Genomic DNA, 13317 nt, shown 5'->3' with positions numbered 1-13317 from the left:
ATATTGTGCGCTGGCCAATGCGTTGACGGATTGGCTGGATCCGCTTCATCGCCGGATGGTGGTTGGCAGCGAACAGGAAGCATATGCCAAGGTCTTTAAGAGTTTCCTGCGCCATGCGCCCTGCGCGCTCCATATCGAGGCCAAGCGCCACCAAAGTATCCGCTGCGCCTGCCTTGGATGATGCTGCGCGGTTTCCATGCTTGGCAACCGGAACTTCGCAGGCGGCTACAACGATGGACACCGCAGTTGAAACGTTAAGCGTATGATGCCCGTCGCCGCCGGTGCCGCAGACATCGATCGCGTTCTCCGGGGCTTCGATCGGGATCAAGCGGTCGCGCATTGCTTGCGCAGCCGCGGCGATTTCCACCATTGTTTCACCGCGGGCAGACAGCGCAACAAGGAAGGCCTCAATTTCGTCTTCTGATGCGCGCGCGTCCAGAATGTCGGAGAAGGCCTGTGCAGCCTCGTCATGGTCAAACAAATGCTGCGGGTCGGGAAGCTTGCCGTATGGGTTCAATGCATATTCCCTTCGGCTCCGCTCACAACAGTCATCCCGGCAATGCGCATGAAATTTGCAAGCATCGCATGGCCATGTTCCGTCGCGATGCTTTCGGGGTGAAACTGAACGCTGTGGATCGGCAGTGTAGCATGGCGGAAACCCATGACGTGGCCGTCATCGCTGGTCGCGTTGACGACCAATGCGGGAGGGACATTTTCTACAATCAAGGAATGGTACCGCGTGGCCTGAAAAGGGGAGGGCAGTCCTACAAACAACCCGCTCCCGTCATGGCTGACAGGCGATGTTTTGCCATGCATCAAACCGCCACGGGCCACATTGCCGCCGAAATGCTGCCCTATGGTCTGATGGCCAAGGCAGACGCCAAGCAGCGGCTTGCCTGCTTCGGCGCAGGCCGCGACAAGGTCAAGGCTAACGCCAGCTTCGTTGGGGGTCTTCGGTCCGGGCGAAATAAGGAACGCTTGCGCGCCAGATGCAATGGCCTGAGCAGCGGAAATATCGTCATTGCGCACAACTTCAACCTGCGTCCCCAGTTCCATCAGATAATGGACAAGGTTCCAAGTAAAGCTGTCGTAATTGTCTATGACTAGGATCATGCGGCGTCCCTAGCGGCTTTGACGTGCGGGTGGAAGAGGCACTATTGCGAAACGCTGCCAGATCATCTCTCCAGTATCTAGTCGAACTATGTCCACCGCGCCGTGTAAATTCATTACAGCCGCCGCCTTTGTGGTTCCGTCAAGCTACTGACCAAACTGAGCTTCCCCCGCAACACGGATCGCTTCACGGGCTGCTGCGATGAGCGCGCCTGCCTTTGCTTCACATTCGCGCTGTTCATATTCGGGGTTGCTGTCGGCAACGATACCTGCGCCGGCTTGCACGTGCATGATACCATCCTTCACCACCGCTGTGCGCAGGACAATGCAGCTATCCATATCGCCATTGGGCGAGAAATAGCCGACGCCGCCGGCATATGCGCCGCGGGTTTCTGGTTCCAGCTCGGCAATAATTTCGCAGGCGCGCACTTTGGGCGCCCCCGATACCGTGCCTGCGGGAAAGCCGGCAAATAAGGCATCAATCGCGTCCTTGCCATCCGCAAGTTCGCCCACCACGTTCGATACGATGTGCATCACGTGACTGTAAAACTCGACCATATAGCTGTCAGTGACAGTAACAGTCCCGCCTTTTGTCACGCGGCCCACATCGTTGCGGCCTAAGTCGAGCAACATGAGATGCTCCGCACGCTCTTTCGGGTCGGCTAGCAATGATGCCTTATTCTCTGCGTCTTCGATGCTGCTGGTTCCACGAGGTCGTGTTCCCGCGATCGGGCGGATAGTAACCTCACCCCCACGGGCACGAACCAATATTTCGGGACTTGACCCGATGAGGGCGAAGCCGGGCAAGTCGATAAAATAGAGGAACGGCGACGGATTTATACGACGCAACGCGCGGTAAAGGTGAACCGGCGGTAGTCCAAAGGGGGCGGTAAAACGCTGCGCCAGAACGACCTGGAATATGTCACCAGCCTCAATGTAGTTTTTGGCCGAAGCCACCATCTCCGCATAGCGACCAGTAGGCAAAACAGGTTCTAAGTTCAAATTGCTTTCGTGAACACTGACGTCTTTTTCTGCAACCGCGGGGTGTCCAGCATCCAACAATCGTTCGGTTTCATCCAAACGTTCGTTTGCAAGGGCGATGGCCTGCTTATCGTCGGCTCCTGTCCAAACAGGCGACACGAGGAACATCTCATCTTTCAAACGATCAAACAACAGAATGACGGTTGGCCGAACAAACAGCATGTCCGGCAACGCGAGTGCAGACTGTGGCGCCCGTGGAAGCTTCTCTACTAAGCCAATGGTTTCATAACCGAAATACCCGACCAGACAGGCAAGCGCTGGGGGCAGTTCTTCGGGAACATCCATTCGGCACTCTGCAGCCAGCGCGCGCAGCGCGTCTAAGGACGGCAGCGGCGAGGGGACAAAAGCTTCCCGGTCGGACATCCATTGATTGTTGATTTCGGCAGTATTGCCTGCTGCGCGAAAAACGAGATCGGGTGCGATTCCAATGAGGCTGTGACGTCCTCGCGTTTCGCCGCCCTCCACGGATTCAAGAATGAAATCACCGCGCTCGGCGACAAAAAGCTTCAGTGCGGCAGACACCGGCGTTTCGGTGTCTGCAATACGTTTACGCCAAATGAGTTGCGGCTTAGTTTCCGTCACGGTTTGTCAGGCGCGTGCGCACTTCGGCGATACCGTCTTCATTCTTTTCAACGCCCACATCTTTGGCAGCAGAAAGGACCATTTGCGCGACATATTCCTGTTGCAAAATGCCGGACAGTTCCTGCTTACGTGCTTTAAGCATGTCGCTCTGGCCGCTCGCATCGCCTTTTACAATATCGGTCAAATACACAACGAACCAACCGCGGTTATCGCCCGCTTGAATGGTTTTTGCAGTACCCTTTTTCATCGCAAACATCAGAGACAAGGGTGGCGGCACTTGTTGGCCCTCACGCGATATATCGGCGCGTGTACCGCTTAGTCGTTCTACCTGAGCCCCATTGATTTTTGCTGCAGCCAACGCTGCTTCAAGAGGTTGTCCAGCATCAACAGCTTTACGCAATGCATCCGCAGCGTTACGCGCACCCTTTGCGCCTTCTGACTGTGCCCATTGTTGCAACACAATCGAACGCACTTGGTTTAGGGCAGGCGGGGCAGCCTCGTCAAAATCCGCCACAGCAACCATGGCAAATTTCTCTCCAGGCACCAGTTCAATGAGCTGCGCCTCGCCATTTGTTTCCATTTGGAAGGCCGCTGGCAAAATAGCCTGCATTTCGGGAATTGGCTTGTACGAAGGGTTGCTGATATCTTGCCCAGTGGCCAGCAGTTTTGGCGATGTACTGATTGTCAGACTATTCTGCTTTGCGACATCTGAGATTGTAGCGCCATTTGCAAACCCGTCTTCAATTTCCCCGGTCATTTCGGTTAGCATTTCTTCACTGCGCGTCTTGAGCAAATCTTTTTCAATTTCGGCGCGCGCTGCTGCTAGCGACTTGGCTGCGACATTATTGATGCTATCGACGCGAACGACGGCCCAACCTAAATTACTGCGAGCAGGCTTTGCCACTGTGCCCTGTGCCGCGGCAAATGCGGCATCTGCAACTGCTTGCGATGTGGTGCTTGTCAGGGTGCTTTTGCTGACATTAATTGCTGTCGTTACCGCCAGGCCAAGTTCATTGGCCACCGCTGCTATGGATTTACCCGCTGCAACCTGTGCGGCGACAGACTTGGCTGCTGCCTCAGTGGGAACAATCATTTGGCTTATGTTACGCGCTTGCGCGGCAGCGAATTTCGCGGCGTTTGCTTTATAATATGCCGCGATATCGGCCTCAGTCGGTTTTGCGCGCTGCGCAATGATATCCTTGCCGAAGATGGCGTAACTAATCGATCGTTTCTCAGGAATAGTGAACTTCACAGAATTATCGCTGTAAAACTTCGCAAGGACTGTTTCGCTTGGAGGCTTTTGCGGCAGAAAGGCTGACGCTGGCACAGCCGCAATCTGTCCTGAACGCTGCTCGAGCAAGAGGGAAGCATAAGGCAGAACAAACCCGTCGGGTGCAGCTGGTCCGCTCGCTGACGCCGGTAATATCTGCTGCGCAAACAAATTCTTGGCGATGTCGTCGCGAATGGCTTTCTCGCTGACGCCTATCTGTTGGGCAAATCGGCCGAATGCCTCAGCACTGAACTTGCCATCCAGCCCCATGGCACCAGGAATTTTGCGTATTTCTGAATCAATCAGGCGTTTGCTCACTGCAACGCCATATTCCTGCCCAAACACAGTAAGCGCATAGCGATTGATCAATTGTTCCAGCGTTGAATCCAGTCCACCACCGTCGACAAAGCTCGCCATATTCAGGGTTGGGTTGTCCTGACGCTCTGACTTCAGGCGATTATCTAAGGCATCATTAAGTTCGCCCAAGGTAATATCGCGGTTGCCGACGCGCGCCACATTCCCGCCGCTCAGGCCACCAAAGCTGCCTGAATTACTTACATCACCGAGCGCAAACGCAATGGCAATCGCCCCGACGAACAAAAGCGCAAAAAACGCGCCGAACTTCGAGTTAATGAGCGAACGAATAGAGCTAATCATGAATGGCGATTTCCTGAATATACGGCACAAGGTGGGCTTAGCGAGCCGCTTTAGGCGGCAAGACGTTGGCAATCAAGGGATAGACTTGCCCTATGCTTGGAAAGCATGGAATAGCGGCACAAAGAATCGCGAAAAAGTTCAATGAGGGATCAGATGCGCAAGCTAATCGTCGGAAATTGGAAAATGAACGGCACATCGCGCGATGTGTCTGAGATTATCGCCATCGCAGAATTATCGGGCATGCACGCTGCCGTGGACGCCGCGTTATGCTTACCTGCAACACTCATTGATAGAGCACGCCAAGCAGTGGGTGGTTTTGCCATCGGTGGGCAGGACTGCCACATGATGGAGGCTGGCGCGCATACGGGGTGCCTATCGGCGGAAATGTTATCAGATGCCGGAGCAGTGCTCGCGATCATTGGTCACAGCGAATGCCGCGCCGCGCAGCATGAGCAAGATTCAGATATTCGCGCAAAGGCCGAAGCTGCGCAGGTTGCTGGCTTACAGGTTATTGTATGTGTCGGTGAAACTCTTGACGAACGCGAGAGTAAGAAAGCCTTAAATGTGGTGCTCGGTCAGCTGCATCTGTCTTTACCCGATACGGCTGCAAGCCAATGGCTGAGCGTCGCCTATGAGCCGGTATGGGCAATTGGAACCGGCCGCGTCGCCGGCGCAAACGACGTTGCGGAAATGCATGAAGCTATTCGCGCTGCGTTGGTGGAGCGCTTCGGCGAGGACGGCGTCAAAATCCGGATTTTATATGGCGGGTCGATGAATGGCGATAACGCAGCTCAGCTTTTGGCGGTTCCCAATGTTGACGGAGGTCTAATTGGCGGAGCCAGCCTCACGGCTGCGAAATTTGGGCCAATATTATCTGCAGCAGCAGCTTTGAGCAAATAGCATTGAAGATTTGCCGTGCGCTCGCTATGTGGGCGGCACAACCGTTACTGCGCTGCCATTTATATTCGGAATTTTCTCATGGGTCTGTTTCATTTTCTTATCGTCGTTCAGGCAATCATCGCGGCTTCGCTTGTGGGCGTGGTTTTGATGCAGCGTTCCGAAGGCGGTGGTTTGGGGATGGGGGGCAGCCCATCGGGCCTGATGTCCGCACGCGGCGCCACTGACTTTTTGACGCGCACAACGGCAATATTAGCAACTATGTTCATCTTGTTGTCTATTTCGCTTGCTTTTGTGGCTGCGAAAAAAGGCGGCACTGGAGATATTGATAGCAGCTTGCAGCGCACGGAGGTTCCAACTGCACCAGCAGCGCCCGTAACAACGGCGCCAGCGGTCGCCGCGCCAGCCGCTGCACCTGCAACCGAAGTTCCCCTCGAGAAATAAGCGCAGTCGGCAAAAAAACTGTTTTACACAGTTTATTTTCTATCTGAGAGATTCGTTCGCTTGTGTTTTTATGAAAAGGTAGCTTAACCCTTTTCTCCCATGACACGGTTTATTTTTATCACCGGTGGCGTGGTCTCCTCGCTTGGCAAAGGTCTTATGGCAGCATCGCTTGCTGCCCTTTTGCAAGCGCGTGGGTACCGCGTCCGTATCCGCAAGTTTGATCCTTATCTCAATGTTGATCCAGGCACGATGTCGCCGTATCAGCATGGCGAGGTATATGTCACAGACGACGGGGCGGAAACGGACCTAGATCTTGGTCATTATGAACGCTTTACAGGCGTTTCGGCGCGGCAGTCCGACAATGTTACGTCTGGACGCATTTATCAGACCATTATTCAGAAAGAACGTCGCGGAGATTATCTCGGCGCGACCGTTCAGGTCATTCCGCACGTCACCGATGCGATCATGGAATTCGCCAAGGCGGAGACGCAAGATCTCGATTTTGTCTTGTGCGAAATTGGAGGCACGGTTGGTGATATTGAATCCCTGCCGTTCATTGAGGCCATTCGTCAGTTGCGCAACGAGCTTGGTCGTGAACGGACCTTGTCTGTGCACGTCACCTTAGTTCCATACATCGCCGCCGCAGGTGAACTGAAGACCAAGCCAACACAGCACAGTGTGCGCGAACTGACGTCCTTGGGTATTCAGCCCGATCTTTTGTTGTGCCGCTGCGAACATCCATTGCCGGAGACGGAGCGCGCAAAGATTGCTGCATTCTGTAATGTCCGAAAAGAGGCGGTTATTCCCGCGCTGGACGCCAAAAGCATATACGCCGTGCCGCTGCAATATCATGCCGAAGGGCTTGATAATGAAGTGCTCCGGGCGTTCGGCCTTGAATCCGATGGCGAGCCCGATCTTAGCCGTTGGGACGACATCATTGATCGTCAATCCAACCCTGAAGGCGAAGTGACTATTGGCGTGGTTGGGAAATATGTCGGCCTTGCAGACGCGTATAAGTCGCTTAACGAGGCATTGACGCATGGTGGATTAGCCAACCGTGTAAAGGTCAATATCAAATGGATTGATGCCGAGCTGTTCGAGCAATCCGAAGATGAAATTGCTACCGCGCTTGAACCCATGAATGCGATTTTGGTCCCCGGCGGATTTGGAGAGCGTGGATCCGAGGGCAAAATTGCCGCGGTAAAATTTGCTCGGGAACGTCATGTACCATTCTTCGGCATCTGCCTTGGTATGCAAATGGCCTGCATTGAAGGTGCGCGGAATACTGCGGGTGTCGTTGGCGCCTCAAGCACGGAATTTGGACCAACGACTGAACCGGTAGTCGGCATCATCACCGAATGGATGAGCCAAGAGGGTATACAGAAGCGCGAAACAGGTGGAGACATGGGCGGCACAATGCGGCTTGGCGCTTATGATGCAGTGCTTGATGGCAACAGCCATGTGGCATCGATTTACGGCAGTCAGGAAATCTCCGAGCGCCATCGGCATCGGTATGAAGTCAACGTCCATTACAAGGACGCACTTGAACAAGGTGGACTGGTTTTTAGCGGAATGTCACCCGATGGTGAATTGCCGGAAATCGTTGAGCGCCCAGACCATCCATGGTTTATTGGTGTGCAGTTCCATCCGGAGTTAAAATCACGTCCATTTGCGCCGCATCCGTTATTCGCGAGCTTCGTGAAAGCCGCATTAAATCAAAGCCGCCTTGTATAATTCGGCCATTTTTGGTCAATTGGGCCTAAGTTAAAAATCATGTCGGGGCGGTCGATTTGTGCCGGCCGCCCCGATATTCAACACTTAAGCAGCAGGCGTTCCTTTTTTCTTGGGCGCGTCTTCATGTTCAATGACTGTTGGTGCAGCTTTCGCACCAATCGCGATCTTTCGCGGCTTTAATCCTTCCGGCACTTCACGCACCAAGGTAATAATGAGAAGCCCGTCAGCCATATCCGCATTCGTGATATGGATGTGGTCGGCAAGCTGGAACCGCCGTTCAAAATTCCTGGTTGCAATACCCATATGCAAAAAGTCGCGATTGTCATTGCTTTCGGACTGCTTGCTGCCGGTCACGATAAGCAGGTTCTGCTGGGCAACAATATCGATCTCTTCGGTTTTGAAACCGGCGACAGCGACGGTGATCTGATAATCATTTTCGCCGGTCCGCTCGATGTTAAACGGGGGATAATTTTCATTCTGCGCAGAACGGCCTGTGGTTTCGAGCAGCTCAAAAAGGCGGTCAAAGCCAACCGTGTTCCGGCGATATGGGGTAAAATCAAAACGGTTCATGCAAATTCTCCTTCAAGCAATTTGGTTCGTTGCCAGCCCCGCAAATGCAGCGGCCAACGTGTTCGTTTTGGAGCCTTTCGGCCTCCGAGAAGCAAGATGGGTTGCATCCGCAAAATTGCAAGAGCCAAAAATTCCGGTGAGAGGCAGAGGCAATATAGAAACAGGGCCGCTCGGATGTTCCGAACGGCCTCGCTCTGCAGCTTTGCTAGCGCATAATTTTAGTCCTCTACCGGTCCCCACCGGCGGGACTGATTTTTTCCCTGAACCATCGGCCACTTGTGACGCGCGACGAATTCTATGCCTTCTTGTTAGCTCCCCGCTATGTTTGCAAATCTTACCGAACACGCACGAACGTTTTTTCAAAAGCTGTTGCTCGGCTGCAACAATACTTGCCAGATTTCTTGGCGGAACCTAAGAACACCCTATGCCGAAATTATGGATGAGTGTCCGCACATGATATTGTCGCGTTATGAACGCATGGTAGCGCGCCGATATTTGCTTCCGGGTAAGGGCGAAGGGTTCATTTTCCTTGTTGCCAGCATAAGTCTTGTCGCTGTTGCCCTTGGCGTAGCCGCTTTAATAATTGTGATGAGCGTGATGAATGGCTTCCGCGCTGAGTTGTTTGACAAGATCGTTGGGCTGAACGGGCATGCAGTGGTGCAAGGCTATGGTGGTCGCTTGCAGGATTGGCGTCAGATACTGAAGGACGTTAAGAACACGCCCGGCGTTACAGACGCCACGGCGCTTATTGAACAACCTTTGCTGACCACTTTCGATGGCCGCGTTGAAGCCATTTTGGCGCGTGGGATGTCAGTCAAGGACGTACTCAAAAACGAAACGCTCAAGGGAAAGACCGTAGCAGGCGATCTAAATGCGCTTAGCCCCGACGAAGATAAAGTGGCGATTGGGTCGCGCCTCGCGCAAAATTTGGGAGTTAGAGTTGGTCAAAGTATAACCATAATCAACCCCGCGGGCCGGACAACGCCTTTTGGCACCGTTCCGCGGGAGATTTCATACGAAGTGGCGGCCATTTTTGAGGTTGGCGTTTATGATTATGACAAAGCATTTGTGATCATGCCCATTGAGCGGGCGCAATTGCTTATGCTGCTGGGCGACGAAATTGGCATGATTGAAATCAACACCGAAAATCCAGACAGAGTGAATGAAATTCTCGCCCCGTTGCTGCCGAAGCTTGAGAATAAAGGGCTTATCGTCGATTGGAAGAGCATGAATGCTTCGCTGTTCGAGGCATTAGCGGTCGAGCGGGTCGCCATGTTTGTGGTTTTGTCTATCATCGTCCTTGTTGCTGTCTTCAACATATTATCATCCCTGATCATGTTGGTGCGCGCAAAAACCCGCGACATTGCGATATTGCGGACAATGGGGGCATCACGCAAATCACTGCTTCGCATTTTCATGACGGTAGGGTTGCTGATCGGATCATCCGGCATCGTGCTTGGATTGATTTTAGGCGCAATATTTCTGTATTTTAGACAGTCGGTTGTGAACTTTATCCAATTTGTCACTGGGCAGAATTTGTGGGACCCATCCATCCGATTCCTTACCGAATTGCCCTCTCGGACTGATCCAGTTGAAGTGCTCGTGATCTGCGGGCTCGCTTTGCTATTCAGCTTCCTTGCAACCTTGTACCCGGCGCTCAAGGCTGCGAGTACTGACCCTGTTCAGGTGCTGCGCTATGAATAACATACTAGAGCTTGTCGATGTCCGCCGCAAATTTGTGCAGGGCGATGTCATCATAGAAGTTCTTCGCGGTGTAGACCTTGTGATTGGTAAAGGAGAGCTGGTTGCCTTACTCGGTCCATCTGGCTCAGGAAAATCGACCATGCTTCAAGCGGTTGGTCTTTTGGAAGGCGGATTTTCTGGCTCCATCAAGCTTGATGGCGAGGAGGTAAGCGCAGCCGGTGTCGATCGTCAGACCGAAATTCGTAAGCAGAATCTTGGTTTCGTCTATCAGTTCCACCATCTGCTGCCAGACTTTGACGCGCTGGAAAATGTGATTTTGCCACAATTGATTTCCGATGCTGCGCCTGACGTTGCTCTAGAACGTGCGACCTATCTTTTGACGCAGCTTGGGCTTGCAGAGCGCCTCCATCATCGCCCGTCGAAGCTGTCGGGCGGTGAACAGCAACGCGTTGCCGTGGCGCGGGCGTTGGCGAATCGTCCCAAGCTGGTGCTTGCGGACGAGCCCACAGGAAATCTGGATGAACACACCGCCGATATTGTGCTCGGCGAATTCATGGCGCTGGTGCGCGAAGAGGGCTCTTCGGCGATCGTGGCAACGCATAATGAGCGATTGGCGGCCAAAATGGACCGCGTCGTGCGTCTGCAAGAAGGCAAATTGGGCTAAGCAGGGAGAATATCAATGTCGATTTATGATTTCACAGTGAAAATGCCTGGTGGCCATGCCGAGGCCATGGAAGCCCATAAGGGTAAGGTTGTGTTGGTGGTGAACACCGCATCCAAATGTGGCTTCACCCCGCAGTATAAGGGGCTTGAGGCGTTGTATCGCCAGTATAAAGATCAGGGGCTGGAAATTCTGGCTTTCCCCTGCAACCAGTTCGGCGCGCAGGAGCCCGGAGACGCGCAAGAAATTCAGAATTTTTGCTCGCTGACTTATGATGTGTCATTCCCTCTGGCTGCAAAAATCGACGTCAATGGGACGGATGAAGACCCGTTGTGGCATTATCTTAAGCAGCAGCAAGCCGGGCTTATGGGGTCACGTGGTATCAAGTGGAATTTCACAAAATTCCTGGTCGATCGTAAAGGTAATGTGGTTGCTCGCCATGGCCCGCAGGTCAAACCTGAGGCACTGGCGAAGGACATTGAGAAACTGCTCGCCGCAGCAGCCTGATTGTCCACAGCTTAGCCCAAAACTGGGTTTGTCGAATCATGCAGGTCATCTAACGTACTTGGATGACCTACGTTCCCTTTGTTCCTCTGCGCGTGTATTCCGCTTACACCATATTGGAAGGCGCAATTGAACCAAAGGCGATTGGCGAGACTGCAAAAAAGCTCGGCTTTCCGGCTATTGCCATTTGTGATCGCAATGGTCTCTATGGCGTGATGCCATTTCAGGACGCGGCTAAATCCTATGGGGTGCAGCCGATCATTGGCGCGTTGCTTGGGATCCGGCGGCCATCCAGCGACGGTAAATTCACACGCGACTGGTTACCATTGTTTGCGCAGGATGAGAGCGGTTACAATAATCTTTGTCGCTTGGTCTCGATGGCGCATCTTGATCGTCCGGAAGACCTCGACGCGCATGTAACATTGGAACAGCTTGCCGCGCATAAAGAAGGCCTTATCGCTCTCACAGGTGGTGCAGAGGGTGCGCTGGCCCGGCTGTTGAGTGAAGGGCAGCATGAAGCGGCATCCAGCTACCTGACGCGTCTTCAGGCGCTGTTTTCCGAGCATCTGTATATCGAACTCAGCAGGCGCAACGACGCTGTTGAAGAGGCCGCAGAAGACGCGCTCATCAACCTTGCATATGCCCGCGATGTTCCCTTGGTTGCGACCAATCCTGCCTTTTTTGCCGAGCCTGATTTCTTCGACGCGCATGATGCCATGCTCTGTATATCGGACGGCGCCTATATCGAAAGCACGGACCGCCGCAGAAGCAGCCGGGATACGTGGATCAAAACCGGCAAGCAAATGGGCGCGTTGTTCGCCGATGTGCCAGAGGCATTAGCCAATACGTTGGTCATCGCGCAACGGTGCGCCGCCCTCGCGCCGTATCGAAGCCCCATATTGCCAAGCCTTGCGGGGGATCGGGCCGCCGAGGATGCGCAGCTGCGCGAGGACGGACGGCTTGGCCTTGAAAAGCGGCTTGAGATTGCAGGGATTACCGACCCCGCGGAACGGCAGCTGTATTTTGATAGGTTGAATTTTGAGGCCGATGTTATTTGCTCGATGGGCTTTCCTGGATATTTTTTGATCGTTGCCGATTTTATCAAATGGGCGAAGGAACAGGATATTGCGGTTGGGCCGGGCCGTGGGTCTGGTGCGGGTTCGCTTGTGGCTTGGGCGCTGACGATTACTGATCTTGACCCGATCAAACTTGGGCTTCTGTTCGAACGCTTTTTGAACCCAGACCGTGTATCAATGCCGGACTTCGATATCGATTTCTGCGAAACGCGGCGTGGCGAGGTTATCCGTTATGTCCAGAAAAAATACGGCTCGCGTCAGGTTGCGCAGATCATTACCTTTGGAAAGTTGAAGGCGCGCGCAGTTTTACGAGACACCGGACGCGTCTTGCAAATGAGCTATGGTCAAGTCGACCGACTGTGCAAGCAAGTGCCGAACCTACCCGTTGACCCTTGGGACTTGAAGCGCGCACTGTCCGGCGTGGCGGAGCTGCGCGAAGAATATCGGCGTGACGCCCAGGTGAAGCGTCTATTCGATCTTGCGATGAAGCTTGAAGGTTTACCGCGGCACAGTTCGACGCACGCAGCAGGCGTGGTCATTGGTGACCGGGAATTGTCGGAATTGGCGCCCTTGTACCGCGACCCACGTTCGGACATGCCCGTCACGCAATTCGACATGAAATATGTCGAAAGTGCTGGCCTGGTTAAATTCGACTTTCTGGGACTGAAGACACTTTCTGTCCTGCAAAAGGGCAGCCAAATGCTCGCCAAACGCGGAGTGGAGATAAACCTTGACCTGCTGCCGCATGACGACCCAGCGGTATATGAGCTGTTGCAACGTGGCGATACCGTGGGTGTGTTTCAGCTTGAGTCCGAAGGGATGCGGCGCACACTAGCCGCCGTGAAGCCTACCAATTTTGGTGACATCATCGCGCTCGTGTCGCTCTATCGGCCCGGGCCAATGGACAATATCCCCATGTTCGGCCGTCGCAAAAACGGCGAGGAGAGTATTGAGTATCCGCATCCGTTGTTGGAACCGGTGTTAAACGAGACCTATGGTATTTTCGTCTACCAAGAACAGGTCATGCAAGCCGCGCAGATTCTTGCAGGCTACAGCCTTGGGGAAGC

Annotated in this window: 11 protein-coding genes and 1 pseudogene; 7 read left to right on the top strand and 5 right to left on the bottom strand. The window is 53.7% G+C overall.

Annotated features, from left to right (window positions below):
- The 4 genes and pseudogenes from ACIQ2T_RS07760 to ACIQ2T_RS07745 form a co-directional block, all read right to left on the bottom strand.
- Window positions 1–517: pseudogene (locus tag ACIQ2T_RS07760) on the bottom strand (anthranilate phosphoribosyltransferase); the annotation flags it as partial.
- Window positions 514–1113, bottom strand: coding sequence for an anthranilate synthase component II (locus tag ACIQ2T_RS07755; RefSeq protein WP_397590313.1), 600 nt, complete (start codon window positions 1111–1113; stop codon window positions 514–516). The gene ACIQ2T_RS07755 and the pseudogene ACIQ2T_RS07760, both read right to left, overlap by 4 nt.
- A 144-nt stretch (window positions 1114–1257) precedes the next feature.
- A complete protein-coding gene (locus ACIQ2T_RS07750) occupies window positions 1258–2733 on the bottom strand; it encodes an anthranilate synthase component I family protein (RefSeq protein WP_397590312.1) in 1476 nt (491 codons plus the stop codon).
- Window positions 2720–4660, bottom strand: coding sequence for a peptidyl-prolyl cis-trans isomerase (locus ACIQ2T_RS07745; protein WP_397590311.1), 1941 nt, complete (start codon window positions 4658–4660; stop codon window positions 2720–2722). Before ACIQ2T_RS07745 ends, ACIQ2T_RS07750 begins: the two co-directional genes overlap by 14 nt.
- A gap of 153 nt (window positions 4661–4813) precedes the next feature.
- On the opposite strand from ACIQ2T_RS07745, the gene tpiA reads away from it, so the two are divergent.
- The 3 genes from tpiA to ACIQ2T_RS07730 all read left to right on the top strand — a co-directional run bounded on the left by tpiA (window position 4814) and on the right by ACIQ2T_RS07730 (window position 7735).
- The gene (tpiA, locus tag ACIQ2T_RS07740; protein ID WP_397590310.1) at window positions 4814–5560 is read left to right on the top strand and encodes a triose-phosphate isomerase; all 747 of its coding nucleotides are present in this window, start codon (window positions 4814–4816) and stop codon (window positions 5558–5560) included.
- A gap of 84 nt (window positions 5561–5644) precedes the next feature.
- Window positions 5645–6001, top strand: coding sequence for a preprotein translocase subunit SecG (gene secG / locus ACIQ2T_RS07735; RefSeq protein WP_397590314.1), 357 nt, complete (start codon window positions 5645–5647; stop codon window positions 5999–6001).
- Between the two features lie 99 nt (window positions 6002–6100).
- On the top strand, window positions 6101–7735 hold the full coding sequence (locus ACIQ2T_RS07730) for a CTP synthase (RefSeq protein ID WP_353207997.1): 1635 nt from the start codon (window positions 6101–6103) through the stop codon (window positions 7733–7735).
- An 84-nt stretch (window positions 7736–7819) separates the two neighbouring features.
- Here the strand turns inward: ACIQ2T_RS07730 and ACIQ2T_RS07725 are convergent, their stop codons facing one another.
- A complete protein-coding gene (locus tag ACIQ2T_RS07725; protein WP_397590309.1) occupies window positions 7820–8305 on the bottom strand; it encodes an Hsp20 family protein in 486 nt (161 codons plus the stop codon).
- A 453-nt stretch (window positions 8306–8758) separates the two neighbouring features.
- Here ACIQ2T_RS07725 and ACIQ2T_RS07720 point away from each other — a divergent pair, with 453 nt between their 5' ends.
- From ACIQ2T_RS07720 to dnaE, 4 genes are all read left to right on the top strand, one after another.
- Window positions 8759–10009, top strand: coding sequence for a lipoprotein-releasing ABC transporter permease subunit (locus tag ACIQ2T_RS07720; protein ID WP_397590308.1), 1251 nt, complete (start codon window positions 8759–8761; stop codon window positions 10007–10009).
- On the top strand, window positions 10002–10673 hold the full coding sequence (locus tag ACIQ2T_RS07715; protein ID WP_397590307.1) for an ABC transporter ATP-binding protein: 672 nt from the start codon (window positions 10002–10004) through the stop codon (window positions 10671–10673). The genes ACIQ2T_RS07720 and ACIQ2T_RS07715 overlap by 8 nt, the downstream gene beginning before the upstream one ends.
- Before the next feature lie 15 nt (window positions 10674–10688).
- The gene (locus ACIQ2T_RS07710) at window positions 10689–11177 is read left to right on the top strand and encodes a glutathione peroxidase (protein WP_397590306.1); all 489 of its coding nucleotides are present in this window, start codon (window positions 10689–10691) and stop codon (window positions 11175–11177) included.
- A 62-nt stretch (window positions 11178–11239) separates the two neighbouring features.
- The coding region (gene dnaE, locus ACIQ2T_RS07705) for a DNA polymerase III subunit alpha (RefSeq protein ID WP_397590305.1) at window positions 11240–13317 on the top strand (2078 nt) is incomplete at its 3' end.

Origin of the sequence: Sphingorhabdus sp. (assembly GCF_044357595.1) — a bacterium.
GTDB lineage: Bacteria > Pseudomonadota > Alphaproteobacteria > Sphingomonadales > Sphingomonadaceae > Sphingorhabdus_B.
The sequence above is the reverse complement of the archived record's forward strand: the minus strand, read 5'-3'. Positions and strand labels throughout refer to the sequence as shown.